General features: G+C 37.0%; 15 protein-coding genes and 1 pseudogene. 12 read left to right on the top strand and 4 right to left on the bottom strand.

Annotated features, from left to right (window positions below; genetic code table 11):
* Positions 1-58 precede the first annotated feature (58 nt).
* Positions 59-394, top strand: a complete 336-nt coding sequence (locus BAOM_RS22075) for a hypothetical protein (RefSeq protein ID WP_127762137.1) — start codon at positions 59-61, stop codon at positions 392-394.
* Here BAOM_RS22075 and istB read toward each other — a convergent pair.
* Together istB and istA are read right to left on the bottom strand one after the other, a co-directional pair.
* Positions 370-1,137, bottom strand: coding sequence for an IS21-like element helper ATPase IstB (gene istB, locus BAOM_RS22070; RefSeq protein WP_127760599.1), 768 nt, complete (start codon positions 1,135-1,137; stop codon positions 370-372). The two genes, BAOM_RS22075 and istB, sit on opposite strands and share 25 nt — an antisense overlap.
* Positions 1,134-2,366 carry an IS21 family transposase gene (gene istA, locus BAOM_RS22065; RefSeq protein ID WP_127760600.1) on the bottom strand — a complete coding sequence of 411 codons (1,233 nt, stop codon included), beginning with the start codon at positions 2,364-2,366 and terminating at the stop codon, positions 1,134-1,136. The genes istB and istA overlap by 4 nt, the downstream gene beginning before the upstream one ends.
* Positions 2,367-3,132: 766 nt before the next feature.
* Here istA and BAOM_RS24670 point away from each other — a divergent pair.
* The 5 genes and pseudogenes from BAOM_RS24670 to BAOM_RS22050 all read left to right on the top strand — a co-directional run.
* Positions 3,133-3,306, top strand: a pseudogene (locus BAOM_RS24670) (Ig-like domain-containing protein); the annotation flags it as partial.
* Positions 3,307-3,840: 534 nt separating this feature from the next.
* Positions 3,841-3,999, top strand: coding sequence for a LytR family transcriptional regulator (locus BAOM_RS22060; protein ID WP_127762136.1), 159 nt, complete (start codon positions 3,841-3,843; stop codon positions 3,997-3,999).
* A gap of 64 nt (positions 4,000-4,063) precedes the next feature.
* On the top strand, positions 4,064-4,714 hold the full coding sequence (locus BAOM_RS22055) for a hypothetical protein (RefSeq protein WP_127762135.1): 651 nt from the start codon (positions 4,064-4,066) through the stop codon (positions 4,712-4,714).
* Between the two features lie 34 nt (positions 4,715-4,748).
* Positions 4,749-4,901, top strand: coding sequence for a YwzD family small protein (locus BAOM_RS24665; protein WP_164853310.1), 153 nt, complete (start codon positions 4,749-4,751; stop codon positions 4,899-4,901).
* Positions 4,898-5,377: a VanZ family protein gene (locus tag BAOM_RS22050; RefSeq protein ID WP_127762134.1), complete on the top strand. Its 480-nt coding sequence runs from the start codon at positions 4,898-4,900 to the stop codon at positions 5,375-5,377. The genes BAOM_RS24665 and BAOM_RS22050 overlap by 4 nt, the downstream gene beginning before the upstream one ends.
* Before the next feature lie 43 nt (positions 5,378-5,420).
* Here the strand turns inward: BAOM_RS22050 and BAOM_RS22045 are convergent, their stop codons facing one another.
* The gene (locus tag BAOM_RS22045; protein ID WP_127762133.1) at positions 5,421-5,918 is read right to left on the bottom strand and encodes a hypothetical protein; all 498 of its coding nucleotides are present in this window, start codon (positions 5,916-5,918) and stop codon (positions 5,421-5,423) included.
* Between the two features lie 342 nt (positions 5,919-6,260).
* Here BAOM_RS22045 and BAOM_RS22035 point away from each other — a divergent pair, with 342 nt between their 5' ends.
* The 6 genes from BAOM_RS22035 to BAOM_RS22010 all read left to right on the top strand — a co-directional run bounded on the left by BAOM_RS22035 (position 6,261) and on the right by BAOM_RS22010 (position 15,217).
* Positions 6,261-7,436, top strand: coding sequence for a hypothetical protein (locus BAOM_RS22035; RefSeq protein ID WP_127762132.1), 1,176 nt, complete (start codon positions 6,261-6,263; stop codon positions 7,434-7,436).
* Positions 7,437-7,698: 262 nt separating this feature from the next.
* Positions 7,699-9,762: a hypothetical protein gene (locus BAOM_RS22030; protein ID WP_127762131.1), complete on the top strand. Its 2,064-nt coding sequence runs from the start codon at positions 7,699-7,701 to the stop codon at positions 9,760-9,762.
* Positions 9,763-10,086: 324 nt separating this feature from the next.
* Positions 10,087-12,219: a hypothetical protein gene (locus BAOM_RS22025; protein WP_127762130.1), complete on the top strand. Its 2,133-nt coding sequence runs from the start codon at positions 10,087-10,089 to the stop codon at positions 12,217-12,219.
* Between the two features lie 250 nt (positions 12,220-12,469).
* Complete coding sequence (locus tag BAOM_RS22020; RefSeq protein ID WP_127762129.1) at positions 12,470-13,105, top strand: phosphatase PAP2 family protein; 636 nt, start codon at positions 12,470-12,472, stop codon at positions 13,103-13,105.
* 120 nt (positions 13,106-13,225) lie between these two features.
* Positions 13,226-13,765: a transposase gene (locus BAOM_RS22015; RefSeq protein ID WP_127762128.1), complete on the top strand. Its 540-nt coding sequence runs from the start codon at positions 13,226-13,228 to the stop codon at positions 13,763-13,765.
* A gap of 222 nt (positions 13,766-13,987) precedes the next feature.
* Complete coding sequence (locus BAOM_RS22010; RefSeq protein ID WP_257467483.1) at positions 13,988-15,217, top strand: right-handed parallel beta-helix repeat-containing protein; 1,230 nt, start codon at positions 13,988-13,990, stop codon at positions 15,215-15,217.
* A 96-nt stretch (positions 15,218-15,313) separates the two neighbouring features.
* Here the strand turns inward: BAOM_RS22010 and BAOM_RS22005 are convergent, their stop codons facing one another.
* Positions 15,314-16,660: an alkaline phosphatase gene (locus BAOM_RS22005; RefSeq protein WP_127762685.1), complete on the bottom strand. Its 1,347-nt coding sequence runs from the start codon at positions 16,658-16,660 to the stop codon at positions 15,314-15,316.
* Positions 16,661-16,814: the final 154 nt, after the last annotated feature.

Here is a 16,814-nt window from a genome sequence, read left to right as displayed (position 1 = left end):
GAATCAATAAGAAGTGGAGAAATAAAAATTAGTGAAGCACCTTATAAGATGACTCGTTATGGAATATACGTTATACATACTTTCGGATGTGGCTGAAAATGAGCCCACGCCGGCACATGAATTTAAAGTTAGTTATGCCAACATTAAAAATGGAGAAAAGGAACAAACTGTTAAGGTCAATACTTTATACACACGCCCAACGAATTTTGACATAAAGGATGACCACTACATAATAGATGAAGATTATTATAAATTCACCATTAAAAGGTCTTCAAAGGTTTCTTTTGTGTTAGACAATCCATTATTCTTTGATATATGTCAACAACGGATTAAAATTCCCTTTTTTCAACGGAACAAAATTCCCGATTATCAACGATTTATGACAGCTGGCTGAATGCCGGCTTTTTGCTTCTCACGAAGCCTGTAAGAGCCTCCCTTAATATTAAATGTAGTGGCGTGATGTAGAAGACGGTCTAGTATTGCTGTTGCTAATACTTCATCTCCAAATATTTTTCCCCATTCAATAAATGACTTATTAGATGTAATAATCAAAGATCTGCCTTGTTCATAACGTTTAGAAATAACCTGAAAGAATATATTTGCACTTAGATTATCAAAAGGAAAATAACCTAATTCATCAATAACCAATATGTTTGGCCTACTCCAACGTTTTATCACCCTGTTTATGAGTCCTTGTTTTTCTGCTTTATTACATTCATTGATGAAATCATCTGCCCTAATAAAGAGGGCGGTATAACCTTTTATGATTGCTTCTGTAGAGAATGCTACTGAAAGGTGGGTCTTGCCTACCCCTGGAGGACCCAGGAGTAAGACATTGTCACCATTTTCAATAAACCGACAGGTTAGAACTTCCTTAACGCGCTTTTCACTAATACTTGGTTGAAAATCAAATTCAAAGTCATGAATAGTCTTTTGAAATGGAAGTTTTGCTTTTAATAATCTTTTCTCTAATTCTACTGATTCTCTGTATTGAATTTCGTTTAACAGAATAGTGTTAAGAAACTCAGAATATGGTACATTATCTTTAGAGGCATCTTCTAGTAGACCTTCAATTTGGTCTGCAGTATGCTGCCATCCAACTTTTATTAGTCGTTCAGTTAGATGTTGAGTGCTCATCCAAGGTCACTCCCTTCTAATTGTTCATACACTTGTAGGGAACGTTGTTCCACTTCAAGATCAGGGGATTGATTGAGACTGGTCGCCAAACCTGTAGTTGTCTCATTCAATCCTTTTTTATAATGTTCCAGTTTCATATGAACTTCTGTTTTCCCTGTTAGTATAGGATGCTTAGCTATACATTCAAATTCATCATAAATTTCAATGTGGTGCTCAAGTGTTTCTTTTACCTTTACTTTCTGGCCTACAAATCGGAACGGAACAGAATACCGTTTCCCATTATAAGATATAAAGGAGTCTCTACTTACTTCGCGTATTTCCCAATGTGCAAGCGGAAATGCTGGTTTCATATTAGAGTTTCCTAGATGTTTTTGTTCTAGTTCAAATCTCTTTAATGGTGATTCATTTGTAGTACCATTTGGTTTTTTATTTGCTGTTTTATCCAACCACTTTCGAACATCCTCATTTAATGAATGTAAATTCGGCTGATGCCTTCGCTTCATAAAGTTCTTCTTGAGATAGCCAACTACATTCTCCACTTTTCCTTTAGTTTGAGGTCTACTTGGTTTACATGCCTTTGGAACAATTCCATAGTAGGCAAGGAAATCCTCAAACTTTCTATTAAACCGAATTTCAATAGGTGTATGCTTAGTAACTGCTGTTTTCATATTATCGTAGAGGATTTGCTCTGGTACTCCATTAAAGTATGCAAATGCATTCATATGACATTTCATGAGTGTTTCCAAATCCATGCTGCTTGTAAATTCAATATACTTCATTCGGGAATAGCCCAATACCATAACGAAGGCATATACTTCTTTCATTTCCCCATCAACTTCAAATTCACCTACATGTGCCCAATCCATTTGAGCCTGCTTACCAGGAGGTGTCTCAAACCGTAAGGTTGCTTGTTTCTTAGGACTTTCTCTGTATGGTCTAACAAAATCCCTTAAGATGGTCATTTTCCCCTTATAACCAAGGGCTTCAATTTCATCTAGTAAAACTGCACAATTTATGGTTCCTTCCTTAATTCTTTGAAGAATATACTGTTTATAGGGATCAAGTATACTTCCTTTTCGATCCACTTTCTTTTTAGAAGGCAGTGTATCTTGCTTTATGTACTTACGTATTGTTTTTGGATCAAAGCCTGTTTTCTCAGAGACAGCTGTAATGGTCCAACCTTTCTGATATAGTTCTCTAATCATAAAAAATTCCCCAATCTTGATCATTAGTTTCTCCACTCCGATTTATCTAGTATCGAAACTAATTCTCCGTTATTTTAGGGGAATTTGGAACCGTTGTTATTAGGGATTTTATCACCGTTGCTAACAATATATATGCAGGGTCATTGGGATTACATCATTTTAGATGAAAATAAACGGGGATTTGTAAAGGATGATTAAGTATAATATGTTGCATCAGGGACGGATTTATAATCGAGATGATGTAGATTATTACAAACTTTCAATCCTTTCTAATGGACAGTTTTCATTTGATTTTAAGGAGGAAGGAATATTCTACAGAAGTTCAACTATTAGATAAAAAACCTAAATGTGATTAAAAACAATAGTAACTTTTTTCCCCACGGGGCTCGACTATAACTCTGCCAATACATATCCCAAAAGTCACCTATTATTTGAAAATAATAATTCAGAATTTTCAGATAACTATACATATAGGAAAGGCGAATACTATTATAATCATAGTGCTAATCGTCGGTATCAATTTAAACCAATTTTTAAAGCAACTAGCTTTACAGAATTGGAATTAAACAATGATAAAAAATCATCCAATACGATTAAGTTAAACAAATATTACTTAGGTCGAAATAATGCAGATTATAATCATGATTATTACCAATTTTCTTTACCTTCAATAAAGAATTTCACGATTCTATTGACTGATTTGGCTTTCTCACAAGCTTCAAAAGTAAGGATGCTGGACAATAGCGGTACAGTTCAGTGAGAAGCTGTCACTAAAGGTAAAGTTCAATTTAAGTCAACATCTACCTATGTGTCAGGAATGACACAACCGAATGTAAGTGTAGAAGTATTGGATTTTAAAAATAAAGTGATTGCCAAAGGAATATCAGATTCAAAAGGAAAGTACAAGATTAAGATGAAAAAACAAAAGAAAAATTCATACTTAAAATTAAAAGAGAAAGATTAGGTTGGGAACCAAAGTTCAGTTGTGAAGGTGAAAGTGAAATAGTGGTGGTGAGTGTTTAAAGTAGATAAAAAACAAAAAGTAACGGCTATGAGACCCCATAGCCGTTACTTTTTGTTAGGACAAAAGGACTCTTTATAGATGAGCCAAAAATACTATTTCGAATGATACTATTAAACATAATCGTAAGCCGTTCATTTAATTAATTTCCGATTCTGCTTCCAAACCTTCACGAAGAGATGTCTATCCTCCGTCTTGAAAAACTTGATACCTATCATTTTTAAAGGTGTCCAAATTTCTTTCATATGGTAGTATGGCATTTGGGTTCCCCCCTCTCTTTTGTAAAAATTCTCCTCCTTATTTCTACCTATCCTCAATGTATGTTCCTTTATTATACATTATTGTTATTAAATAGTAATAATTATTCATATTCAAAAATCTGACAAAATTAGACCGAAACGCAGCTTTAATTACAGAACATACCTATTTATAGATTTTGGGTTTTATAGTAAAATCTATATGGGAGGCGTGAACTATTTGAATATTCTTGAACAATTACCTAAATCTATTAAGAAAACATTGAGATATATTAGACAAGATGTCCATTCTATTGAGAAATTAGAAGCGATACAAAAAATTCTTAATATTTATATAAATAGACGTAAAGAACAATTACAAAAACAAAGAGATCTTTAAATCATTCTATTCTTTTACATATAGAGTACAATTATAATCAAGTAAAAACTGGGAGATAACATGTATGAAAACAAGAAATAAAGTCCTTGCCGTTGTTGGCAGTATATTTGTCATTATTATGGCATTTATTATTGTTAATCAAAAGAGCCAGAAGGAGGAGGGAGAATCTGTTACTGTTAGTGAGAAAAGTCACACCTCAGATTCTAATAATGAGACAAAAGACCAAAAAAAGGGAGAAGAAGTGGGGAATGATGGGGACTCTAATCCCAATTCTGCATCTGTAAGTAATGATGAAGAACCATCTGAAACAGGTGTTGGTCAGGATGGAAATGAAACGTCGGTTGGTGAAGCTTCTGAATCGGAGGACATTTCTAAAACAGAAGATGAGGATACAAAGAAAGAAGCAGGATCTTTAGCAAATGGAGAAGTAGCGGGGAAAACGTCGGAAACGTCAAAACAGGATACACAGGACACTGAGGCAGTACCTTCAACGGAAGAGAAATCTGAAGGAGAATCTGGTGGTTTACATTTTTCTTCAAGAGAAGAAGCAATGGCATTTGGATTTAGTCGTTTTACAGAAGAAGAAGTTGCGCTTTATAATAAAGCTGCTGAGCGGGGATTAACGCCTGAACAAGAAGCAATGGCTCTTCAAATTGCTTATTCCCGTTTTACAGCAGAAGAAATTGCAGCGATAGAGGAAGCTTTAGGAAGGTAGTCGTGATACATAAGAAGATAAAGAGGAGTTTAATATGAAATCAACTAATATATCAAATGAAGCTTTTTATCAACTCCTAAGAGAAGCTTTTGAAAAGGGTGAACAAGACCCTAATGTTACCGCCGATGAATTAGTAGAAGAACTGTCTGTTAAATTAATGCAAATGGTAGAGTATAGAAAGCGATGAAACGAAAGTTTTTCATCGTATTTCTTGCTTTGTGGGGATTGCTTATTTTCTTTTTTTCCTCACAATCGTACAGCGAGCAGAATCTATCACCTTATCTTACGGTTCTTTTAGGTGATAGTAATTTGGATAAAATTTTTTCTAGTATTCAATTTATCTATGCAGGCCGTGAAATAAGTGTGTCGAATTTAGGAATGGTTCATTTTGTTGAGTTTTTCATTCGGAAAGCTGCACACTTATTTGTTTTCTTTGTGTTGGGTGCTTTGTCATGGCTTGTTAGTACTAGGGTGTGGAAAAGCAAAGTGATCGCTACGATTGTGGCGGCTTTCTTTGTTTTCCTTTATGCTTCTTTAGACGAGATTCATCAACATTATACGAATGGACGGAGCTCTTTAGTAGAGGATGTTCTATTAGACACATGCGGAGGAATTCTTGGAGTCGTGACGTGTATCATTGTTTTTCGAATGAAGAAAAAGTAAAAATAACCTCATTTCGAGTGGCGAAATGAGGTTATTTTTAGCTTTAAAAATCTTTGACCTGACTGAGAATGCGTTTATATCGTTCTTTTTTCTTTTCTTTATAGGTGCGCTGAAACTGTTCAGCTTCTTTGACATTATGTCCGTTTTTTTCAAGGTCATATTGTAGCTGTTGATAGAGGGCGTTGAAGCTTTGATCAGCTTTTTTCTCTAATTCTTGTGCCGTTTCTTGATATTTTCCGGTAATTTCAGTTTTTGAGTCTTTTTTACTAACATAGTCTGCTTTCGCAGCTACCATTAGCTGATCAATCTTGCTTGTTTCTTGTGCTTCTAACTCTTCAAAAAGAGCACTATATTCTTTTTTTATTTGCTTAACGGACTTCTTTTCAGAACTTATTTGATTGGAAGCGTTGGATTCTGTTTCAGTTAATGCTTGCTTAGCGGCTTGTACGGTTTCATTCACATTGTGCTTCCAATAGAAATTACCACCGATTAGAGTTCCAATAGTGATTAGACCAACGATTGGTACGATTATGCGCTTCATATTTTTTCACTCCATACGTATAGCATCTTAATGCAATCGTACCACAAAATTATATAAAGTGAAACTTCCATCAGTGGGGCGCTTCATCCCCCGCTGATGGTTAGTTGAACCAATCAGACCTTTACAGGCAGTTGTCCCCCACCTCTCTTCTCTGTTTTCTCGTAAGCTTGGGGTGGGGGGCTTACTGCCTGTTAAGTGTGTGGCAAAAGGGCATACTGGTATGAAAAAACCTTAATATGCAAAATAGGGGATTTTTTTATAGTAAAGTTGGCATGGTTCATTTAATATGTTTATATACATAGATAAAAAGTATGAGGTAGTAGAGAGGAGAATTACATAATCATGAGTAAAAAGAAAGCAATGAAAGTAGTAACGGCTGTAGTCATCGCAGGATCAGCTATTACAGCAGTAGCACCAGCACAATCGGAGGCGGCAACAAATTCAGTAGATAAAGCGATTACGAAAGCTACTAATCAAATGACGAAAGCGTTTAATGTCTATTATCAAGCGGCTAAATACAAGGGCAAATTACCGAGTACGACAACAATCCGTAAAGAAGCAAAACTAGCTCGAGAGTACTATGATGCGGCTAAGAAGGAAATTTCTAAAAATGGCGGCAGTAAAAAAGCATCGTATACGAAAAAGTTAGAAGCGAAAAAGCAATACTTAAATCGTGCGGAAAACTATGTAGCTGCAGTAAACGTAAACATCGCAACGAAGAAAACAGCATTTAATATAGCTGTCGAAGGTGGAACGCAAAGAAAAGTACTCCTAGCTCAAGAAGCTCTTGATCAGAAAAATGCTGAATTCAAAAAAGCAGTAGCGAAGGTTTTCGGTCCAGATACTCGCAGACTTCTACTTGCAAAATATTATACGCCAGCTGAGAAATTATCAGCGACTGTAGATGCTGAAATGGCTGTTTATCAGGCGTATAGAGAGATTGAACAAAAAAATCTAATTGAAACAGATTTAGCAAAAGCAGCGGAATTAATTGCGAGTGTAGAAAAGCAAGTTGCTGCGATTGAAAAGAAAGATACGAAACTAGCGAAAAATATTATGAAAGCTGTTAAGAAAATCCGTGGCCCACTGACGCCAGCACCGGCACCAGTGCCAGCACCAACACTGGAACTAGCATTAAATAGTATCCAGGCATCTGTGAGCAATGGTGGTACATTACGTCATGATACGGCTAATACATATATATTAGAAGGTCCTTCAACAGCTGTGGTGAATTCTCTTATCGTTGGGGCTAATCTGGATGGTTTCACTGCAACAGTCGTTTCTGTAGCTGGTTATCCAGTGAATAAATCATTTACAGATAACGATGGAGACACTAGTATTACAGTAAATCTTAATGATGTCCTCCCAATCGAATTACCAAACGGACTGAACTTAGGTACGATGAAAACCTTTTTTGGAGAGGAAGCTGTTATCGTAATCAATTTAAGTAAAGCAGGAGCAAAAACGGTTACGGAAACTATTACTTTAGATATAGAGATTGTAGAAGCGACTAAATAGTTTGAGTGCGAACCCCGTAGAGAGTATCTCTATGGGGGTTTTTTGTTGTAGTCAATGCCATATTTGAGGTGGGATTAATCATATTGAACAGGGCAATTATCCTAGTATAGTGTAATGAAATTTTTCACAAATCTACAAATTTAATAGGTTATTTTTACATATATTATGGTAGAATTGACATAGTAAAATTTAATATGTTTATGTGCGTGTAGAGTAAATAGACATAATGAGTGAGATATTTTGGAAAGGGGACTACATATTAATGAGTAAAAACAAAGCAATTAAAGTAGTAACGGCTGCCGTTATCGCAGGATCGGCTATTACAGCAGTAGCACCAGCACAATCGGAGGCGGCAACGAATTCAGTAGATAAAGCAATCACGAAAGCGCATAACCAAATCAATAAAGCTTTTAATGCCTATTATAAAGAAGCTAGATTTGACAATAAGCTACCTAGTACGTCACAAATTCGTAAAGAAGCAAAACTAGCTCGAGACTACTATGAGGCAGCTAAGAAGGAAATTTCTAAAAAGGGCGGCAGTAAAAAAGCATCATACCTGAAAAAATTAGACACGAAGAAACAATCTTTAAATCGTGTAGAAAACTACGTGAAGGCCATTAACGTAAATGTCGCAGCTAAGAAAATTGCTTTTGAGGCAGCTGTAAAAGGCGGAACACAATATAAAGTATTAGCAGCTCAAACAGCTCTTGACCAGAAGAATGCTGAATTCAAAAAAGCAGTAGCGAAAGTGTTCGGTCCAGATGCTCGTCGACTTTTAACGGCTAAATACTACACACCAGCTGACAAATTATCAGCGACTGTAGACAATGAAATGGCTGTTTACAAAGCGTACAGAGACATCGAACGAAAAAAGCTAATTGAAACAGATTTAGCAGCAGCAGAAACATTAATTAATAAAGTAGAGAAATACGTTGTTAAGATTGAAAAGAAAAATACAAAACTAGCAAAAAATCTTATGAAAGCTGTTAAGAAAAACAAAGCAGCTTATGAAAAAGAACTAGCTCGTACAGTAACTAGCCAAAAGAAATTAGATGCGATTCTTAATAGTGCAAAAGATGGCGATAAAGTAGAAATCAAAGTCCAAGCAACTGAAAACTTAAAAATTGCAACAACAAAAGCTCTTACAATCACATTAACTGGTAACTTTAAGAAGAAAGATCTAACAATTGATGTGCCAAACGCACATATTACAAACAAAGCAGCTAATTCAGGCACAGTAAGAATTAACGATGTATCGAACACAAGTTATGAACAAGTAGGTTCATACGTTGAATTAATTTATAACGATACGAACGGTGGACGCATCATCAATAGTACATCAGCTCCATTAAACATCACAATCGCTGCTGGTGCAAAAGTTACACTAGTAGGTAACTTTGGTAAAATCACAGTGCTTGGGAACGCTGAAATAACTCTTGAAGCTAATACAGTTGTCCAAGAAGTAGCTGCTGTAAGTGGAGTAGTAAAGGTAATTACTAAAGAAGGTGCGAAAGTAGAAAAAACAACAGGTAGTGGTACAGTAGAGGTTACACCATCTACACCTGGTGGTGGTGGCGGACCTACTCCTCCGGCACTAGCATTAAGTAAAATCGATGCAGGTGTGAGTGGTGGTACATTTACTGCTACTAATACTGCTGATAGATATATATTAAGTGGTCCTGCAACTGCTCAGTTGTCTTCTCTTACTCTTGAAGCTAGTCTAGATGGGTTCACTGCAACAATCGTATCTGTAGATGGTGTCCAAGTGAATAAATCTTATACAGAGCCTACTACTGATAATAATAATAGTCTTACAGTAAGTCCAAATCAATTCCTTCCAGTTCCATTACAAGATGGACTTAGCTTAGGCTCATTGAAAAGTTTTGTTGGAGAGGAAGTTATTATTGAACTTAAATTAACTAAAGGATCTGAAGTGGTTACGAAAACAATCACGATAGATATAGAAGTTGTGGGCGCGAATCCAAATGAGTGGTTCCAATTCAAGAGAACAACTGATGGTAATGTTGAAGTTGAATGGAAAAACAAATCTGCAAAAATAACTGATATGTATGATTATACTCAGACGAATGAACAACAATTTTTAGATAACTTCATGTTAGGAATAGCAGCATACATTGACCCTGCAAATACTGGAGTTAAGTTAAGTAGTGATGGTGTAACCTATAAAGAACTATCAGAATATAATAGTACAGAAATAAAGAACTTATTAGGAATAACTTCTTCTGATACAAAGTTCCAAGACCTTGTTAATACAACAATTTATGCTGAAGTAAATGGAACTAAACGTACAATTACATTTAAGTAAAAAGACAGCCCTATAGAGATTAATCTCTATAGGGTTTTTTGTGTTAGTTTTTAACTATGACTTTACTTACGATGTTATTCTAATATACACTTCCTCCGATTAAAATCCTAATAGTTACTAGAATAACAATTGGTATGATTATACATTTTATAGGTATATTTTGCTATATAATAGAATGGAGAAAATTACCGCTACACTATATATAAATAGGAATCTTTGCACATAGTAATGTTAGTATAGTTAATTTAAGATATTTATATACATACAATTATAAGCAAATAGACATAATGAATAGGATATTTTAGGGAGGAGAATTACATACTAATGAGTAAAAACAAAGCAATTAAAGTAGTAACTGCTGCGGTCATTGCAGGGTCAGCCATTACAGCAGTAGCACCAGCACAATCGGAGGCTGCAACTAATTCAGTAGATAAAGCAATCACGAAAGCTAGTAACCAAATGACGAAAGCGTTTAATGCCTATTATAAAGAAGCTAAATACGAGGGCAAATTACCTAGTACGACAACAATCCGTAAAGAAGCAACACTAGCTCGGGACTACTATGAGGCAGCTAAGAAGGAAATTGCTAAAAATGGTGGCAGCACATCTAAGAAAGCAGCCTATACGAAAAAATTGGATGCGAGCAAGCCAGCCTTAAATCGTGTAGAAAACTATGTGAAAGCAATTAACGTAAACGTCGCAGCTAAGAAAAAAGAGTTCGAGGTAGCTGTAAAAGGTGGAACACAAAGTAAAGTATTAGCAGCTCAAGAGGCTCTTGATCAGAAAAATGCTGAGTTCAAAAAAGCAGTAGCGAAAGTATTCGGTCCAGATGCTCGTCGACTGTTACTTGCTAAATACGCTGCACCGGCAGATAAATTATCAGCTACTGTAGATGCTGAAATGGCTGTTTACAAGGCGTATAGAGACATCGAACGAAAAGATCTAATTGAAACAGATTTAGCAGCAGCAAAAAAATTAATGGATAAAGTAGAGAAACAAGTTAAGGCGATTGAAAAGAAAAATGCAAAACTAGCAAAAAATCTTATGAAAGCTGTTAAGAAAAACAAAGCAGCTTATGAAGCAGCAAAACAATTAGATGCGATTGTTAATAAAGCTACTAACCAAATGAAGAAAGCGTTTAATGCGTATTATGAAGAAGCTAAATACGAAGGCAAATTACCTAGTACGACAACAATTCGTAAAGAAGCAAAACTAGCTCGAGACTACTATGAGGCAGCTAAGGCAGCAATCGCTAAAAACGGTGGCAGCGCATCTTATACGAAAAAGTTAGAAGCGAACAAGGTATACTTAAATCGTGTAGAAAACTATGTGGCTGCCATTAACGTAAACGTCGCAGCTAAGAAAAAAGCATTCGAGGCAGCTGTAAAAAGTGGAATACAAAGCAAAGTATTAGCAGCGCAAGAGGCTCTTGATCAGAAAAATGCTGAATTCAAAGCAGCAGTAGCAAAAGTGTTCGGCCCAGATGCTCGTCGACTTTTACTTGCTAAATACGCTGTACCAGCTGATAAGTTATCGGCTACTGTAGACGCTGAAATGGAAGTTTACAAAGCGTATAGACAAATTGAAAGAGAAGATCTAATTGAAACAGATTTAGCAAAAGCAAAGGAATTAATGGATAGCGTAGAAAAATATGTTGATGCGATTAAAAACAAAGATACAAAATTAGCACAAAATATTATGAAAGCTGTTGAGAAAAACAAAAAAGCTTATGACGAAAGAATAGGTAATACACTTCCTGATCTTCCTAGCCCGACTGTAACAATAGCAGGTCAGAATGCTGTAAACGGTACGGTTGATTTATCGGGGTTAGCTGATAGTGATAAAATTAGCGAGGTTACAGTTGCTGGAGCACCTGCTAATGCTGAGTTTGTGATTACATCTGTTAAAGCAGTTAATAGAAATATAGAATTGATTAAATCTGGAGCTAATGTAACAGTTTCAACTGGAGATGGCGACTTTGTAGTTACTTCATCTGAAATCCTAGGCCAACTTGATGGTGGAAATGATGGAGTTAGTCTTGGTACGCTTAGAAGTATTTTAGGCGGTGGAGATTTAGTCATTAAAGGGTATATTAAGAAATCTGGGTATAATAATTACAATATAGAGACTACTATCAAGTTAGGTGCTGGTGTAGGATCTCCAGTAATCCAGAATGAATATTTTAAAATTGAGAAAAAAGGTAATAATACAGCTGAAGTAACGGTTTACACAAATAAAGATGTTACGTTAGGTACATTAGCCAACCAAGGATTTGACTTCCCTACTATTCTAGCAGCTACAATTTTTAATGATGCAGGTTCAGCAGATGCAATTACCGCTGCTCTGCTTGCAATTACTAATGGTAATAAAATAGAGTTAACTAAACTATCTGGCTTAGTAGATCAAACAATAACTCTAAATGGATACACAGTTACATTCAAAGATGCAAAAAAATAATCGTTTAAAGAATTAAATCATGAGGCCCTGTGGAGATGAATTTCTCTATGGGGTTTTTTGTTTGTGTCACAGGCACTTTTCAGTTTGTGGATATTATGTGGATAAATTTGTGGATAAATGGAGTCCCTATACTAGGTCTTAAACATTTAGCTATATATCACGGTAAGTCTATTTACCCAAGTAAGCATTTTGTGTATTCTTATCTATAGCTATAGGGTAGATATGAATAAAGATAGAAGGAGATTTACGAATGGGGAAAGATTTACATAAGAGTAGCGGGAAAATGTTGATTGGAGGCATTGTTTCTCTACTAATCTTTTTTATGATGATGTTAGGTGTTCAGAAGGAATTTATCTTATCTTTTGATCACTCGGTTCAGGACATGTTTAGAGGGACTGGGAAAGGTGCACTTCATTTTTTTGAAGGTGTTTCTGCTATGGGTTCGACGGCCGTTATTGCTGCAGGAAGTTTATTCTTCCTTTTGTGGTTATGGTTTGTGAAAAAGCATTATGTAGCGATGGCTATTTTTGCGGTTGGAGTAGGTGGGGGAAACCTGCTTAATAAGTTTGTAAAAAACAGTATTGAGAGAGAAAGACCTGTCGGCAGTGCGGAGGCCGAAGCGATGAGCTACAGTTTTCCAAGTGGACATGCGATGGTTGGGTTAGTTTTCTATGTATTGCTTGCGTATTTTATTACGAAGGAACTCAAATCAAGAGCAGCAAAATGGTGGATCAGCGCGGTCGTTTTTGTGCTTATGTTAGTAATTGGAGTGAGCCGAATTGCAGTGAATGCCCACTTTATGTCTGATGTCATCGCCGGCTATGCCCTAGGAGCGGTGTGGAGTTTGATTTGTATATATGTGTTTAAGAAAGTTGTGTCACAGTGACTTTTTGAGTTGTGGGTAATATGTGTATAAGTTTGTGGATAAATTGATTATTTATCTTGCTTTTCTCCTTTTTGCTTATAGAGATTCTAGCAAGTATACTAAAGCAAAAAGGAGAAAAATATGGGTCATAGAATTAGGGAATGGTCTCCAGATCAATATTATCACGTTAGCAGTCGTGGAAATCGGAAAGAGCCGCTGTTTTTGAGCGGGGAAGATTATTCTGTTTTCTTGCATTTACTTTCGAAAATCCATGAGAAGTATCCGATTGAGCTTACCTCCTATTGTTTGATGACAAATCATTATCACCTTCAAATCCGCTCTCCTGAAGTTTCCCTCTCTAAAGTGATGGCGCTTTTAAATAAGCGTTATGCTCATTATTTCAATAAGAAATACGATAAAACTGGTCATCTGTTTGAAAAGCGATTTTTTTCTAAACGAGTGGAAGGCCTGATAGGGATGGCTGAAGTAAGCCGCTATATTCACTATAACCCCGTGAAGGCATGTATGGTTTCAGAACCACAGCTCTATCAATGGAGCAGCTATCGCTCATATTATTCGTCATATACCTCTTATCCCTTCCTCAATAAACAACCACTATTAGCCCTCTTTAATCATTGCCCTCAAGCTTATCATGAATGGTGTATCATGAAGTCACAGTGACATTTCCAGTTGTTGATAATATGTGGATAGTTTTGTGAATAAGCCGTCGCCATTTTACCGATAGGCGGCAGTTTTATTCCGAATTTTGCCTATTTTAGCTCTTTTTGCAGGGATAAATGGTAATATAGGGGATGAGTCACAGTGACATTTTCATCTGTGGGTATTATGTGGATAACTCTGTGTATAAAGGTTTCTATTATTTGGAGAGGAGATTTTGAGAGCATGATGAAAAGGTTGAAGGGAACAGGAGCATTATTAGCTGCTTTTGTGCTCATATTGAGTTTATGGGTGGGAATAGCGCCTCATTTAACAGAGGCTGCGGCGAAGAAAGTGTATACGGTTTCACCAACAACAAAGCCGGTGAATCCAACGATGCTAAAGTACACTACATATAATAGCCATACGAAGCATTATTACTTATTACGCTCCTACTTAGAGAAGTTAGAAAAAGAAGGTGGCGGTACGCTCGTATTGAAAAAAGGAACGTATACGATTAGTAATGTGTTATATGTTCCGTCGAATGTCACCATTAAAATGAAAAGCGGCGTCAACATTGTGAAAGGGACGAAAACAGGCACAAACAAGTTTAGCCCGTCAAAATCGATTTTTCAATTAATTAGGCCATCGAAATCGGAAAAGTCAGGCGTATACGGAAAGTATAATGGCGAGAAAAATATTTCTTTTATTGGCGAAGGCACAGTCACGATTGATATGAAGTATGACAAAGACGCCATTGCGATAATTATGGGACATAACCAAAATGTAAAAGTGGAGAATATCCAGTTTAAGAATATGTATTCAGGCCACTTCATTGAGATGGATGCTTCGAGTCATGTTGTGATTCGAAATAATAAATTTACAGGTTCCAAAGCATCAGATAAGAAGAATAAAGAAGCAATTAACCTCGATACGCCGGATAAAACGACAGGGGGATGGCATCAACAGTGGAGTAAGTATGACAAAACTCCAAATCGCAATGTAACGATTGAAAACAATACCTTTAAGAATGTTGATCGTGCCGTAGGTACGCATAAATATTCTGGTGGCAAGTATCATGATCGAGTTGTTCTTCGCAATAACAACATTGATGGAACGCGTTCAGATGCGATTCGTGTGATGAACTGGTCCAATGCGGTTATTGAAAACAATGTAATCAAAAACGTGGAGAACGGAAAAGCGGGTACGCGAGGCATCTTAGTGAGTGGTGCAATTAATCCAACATTTCAAAACAACGAGTTCAACAATGTAGGCAGAATCATGCAATTCATCGCTTGGAAAAACAGCGGCCCAGGCTCACAATATGCGATTACATATAACAAACTAAGCAAAGCCAACAAACAAGCACTCCTAACAAACAAAGCCATCAACACGTCCGAAACCATCATCCGAATCAGCAACACGTACAACGAATTTGTGAAAGATACAGAGAAAATCGAACTTGAGTCACAGTGACTTTTTGAGTTGTGGGTAAAATGTGCATAACTATGTGGATAACCCAAAAAGGAGCGAAATCATTTCGCTCCTTTTTGATTTTGTTCTGACAAGCTATTACTGGTTTCCTAGCTGTTGCCCTGGCGTAAATGGAATATTGGCAGCGTTTGTAATGATAGTTGAGACATCGGTATTGTCGATGACTCGGTTAAAAGCTGAGCTTCCAGGTCCGGTTGCGAATATCGGAATCATATTGGCTGTATGTCCACCAGTAGAACTGGCGGCACGAATGCTGGAATCGACGACGCCTACGTTGTAATGTTTAGCGATGGTGCTGCCCACTTCCCAATTTACGCGATTTTGTGGATACACCATCGTCCGATTGCTTTCTATATTCTTAATGAATTGCTGTGCTTCTTTTAGTGTAAGCTGGATATTGGCATGTTTACTAAAGACCTCTATCACACGTTCAGGTGCAAGTCGAGCATCTTTAGTTGCCTGAAGCTGTTTCGCCATATATTCAGCACTCATGTTTACTTTTTTCAAGCCTTCGATGTTCATCTTTTCTGTTGCGGAAATTCCCATCGTTTCGTGATCTGCTAAGACAACGACGAGCGTGTCGTTGCGTTTCTTAGCCCAATCCACAACTGCTTTCACGGTTTGATCAAACGCAATGGTTTCCTTCCAAATCCCAGTGACATCAGCAGCATGAGCCATATGGTCGATTCTTGCTCCCTCAGCCATTAGAAAAAATCCTTCTTCTCCCCAGGATAGAACATCAATCGCCTTCATTGTCATCTCTTGTAATGTAGGCTCTTCAGATTTATATTCTTCCTTATCAATCTGAAAATTCATATAGGCAGGGTGGAACAGACCTACTAGTTTATTGTTCCTCGGTGACGCAGCAACTAAATCATTGCGATTCGTTGCAATCGTATAACCGGCTTTACGGAATTTTTCTATTAAATCGACGCCATTTTGCTTCTTGGGCGTAAAATAGCTGGCTCCACCTCCAAGGATGACATCGATTTTATGGTTAAACAGCTGCCGTGCAATATCAGCCGCATCTGTCCAGCGGTTGGCGACGCTCGCTCCAAAAGCGGCAGGTGTTGCATCTACAACGGTGTTTGTAGAGATGATGCCTACTTTTTTGCCATGTGTTTGAAAGGCATCGAGTATACTATCTACTTCTTGTCCTTTCTCATTAATCGCAATCGATTCATTATTCGTCTTGATGCCTGTGGCAATCGCCGAACCACCAGCCGCTGAATCGGTGACAAAGTTATTGGCTGAGTACGTGCGCATCAGACCGACATGATTGAGTGTCTCCATATGTAAAACACCCGTCTTGCCATACTCCAGCTGACGAGCAACTTCCAGTTGACCAAGCCCCATCCCATCGCCAATGAGCAAAATCACGTTCTTCGCAGGAGTATGTAGCTGCCCCTGACCATGAACCTGCATCGGAGCAGCTAGGAGGAGAAGCGCAACCAGCAAAATGTCACAGCGACTTTTCAAGGTGTGGATAATATGTGTATAAATCTGTGTATAACTTCTATTCAATTTGTTCCGCTCCTTTATCTTTAGGTGTTGGTTGTTTGTAGTATGTGCGGAATTG

Origin of the sequence: Peribacillus asahii (assembly GCF_004006295.1) — a bacterium.
In the GTDB taxonomy this organism is placed as follows: domain Bacteria; phylum Bacillota; class Bacilli; order Bacillales; family DSM-1321; genus Peribacillus; species Peribacillus asahii_A.
The sequence above is the reverse complement of the archived record's forward strand: the minus strand, read 5'-3'. Positions and strand labels throughout refer to the sequence as shown.

What these genes read in the sequence shown, in the direction of transcription:
- BAOM_RS22075 (WP_127762137.1), top strand. Translation starts at nt 59, where the DNA reads ATGGAATATACGTTATACATACTTTCGGATGTGGCTGAAAATGAGCCC.
- istB (WP_127760599.1), bottom strand. Translation starts at nt 1,137, where the DNA reads ATGAGCACTCAACATCTAACTGAACGACTAATAAAAGTTGGATGGCAG.
- istA (WP_127760600.1), bottom strand. Translation starts at nt 2,366, where the DNA reads ATGATCAAGATTGGGGAATTTTTTATGATTAGAGAACTATATCAGAAA.
- BAOM_RS22055 (WP_127762135.1), top strand. Translation starts at nt 4,064, where the DNA reads ATGAAAACAAGAAATAAAGTCCTTGCCGTTGTTGGCAGTATATTTGTC.
- BAOM_RS24665 (WP_164853310.1), top strand. Translation starts at nt 4,749, where the DNA reads ATGAAATCAACTAATATATCAAATGAAGCTTTTTATCAACTCCTAAGA.
- BAOM_RS22050 (WP_127762134.1), top strand. Translation starts at nt 4,898, where the DNA reads ATGAAACGAAAGTTTTTCATCGTATTTCTTGCTTTGTGGGGATTGCTT.
- BAOM_RS22045 (WP_127762133.1), bottom strand. Translation starts at nt 5,918, where the DNA reads ATGAAGCGCATAATCGTACCAATCGTTGGTCTAATCACTATTGGAACT.
- BAOM_RS22035 (WP_127762132.1), top strand. Translation starts at nt 6,261, where the DNA reads ATGAGTAAAAAGAAAGCAATGAAAGTAGTAACGGCTGTAGTCATCGCA.
- BAOM_RS22030 (WP_127762131.1), top strand. Translation starts at nt 7,699, where the DNA reads ATGAGTAAAAACAAAGCAATTAAAGTAGTAACGGCTGCCGTTATCGCA.
- BAOM_RS22025 (WP_127762130.1), top strand. Translation starts at nt 10,087, where the DNA reads ATGAGTAAAAACAAAGCAATTAAAGTAGTAACTGCTGCGGTCATTGCA.
- BAOM_RS22020 (WP_127762129.1), top strand. Translation starts at nt 12,470, where the DNA reads ATGGGGAAAGATTTACATAAGAGTAGCGGGAAAATGTTGATTGGAGGC.
- BAOM_RS22015 (WP_127762128.1), top strand. Translation starts at nt 13,226, where the DNA reads ATGGGTCATAGAATTAGGGAATGGTCTCCAGATCAATATTATCACGTT.
- BAOM_RS22010 (WP_257467483.1), top strand. Translation starts at nt 13,988, where the DNA reads ATGATGAAAAGGTTGAAGGGAACAGGAGCATTATTAGCTGCTTTTGTG.
- BAOM_RS22005 (WP_127762685.1), bottom strand. Translation starts at nt 16,660, where the DNA reads ATGCAGGTTCATGGTCAGGGGCAGCTACATACTCCTGCGAAGAACGTG.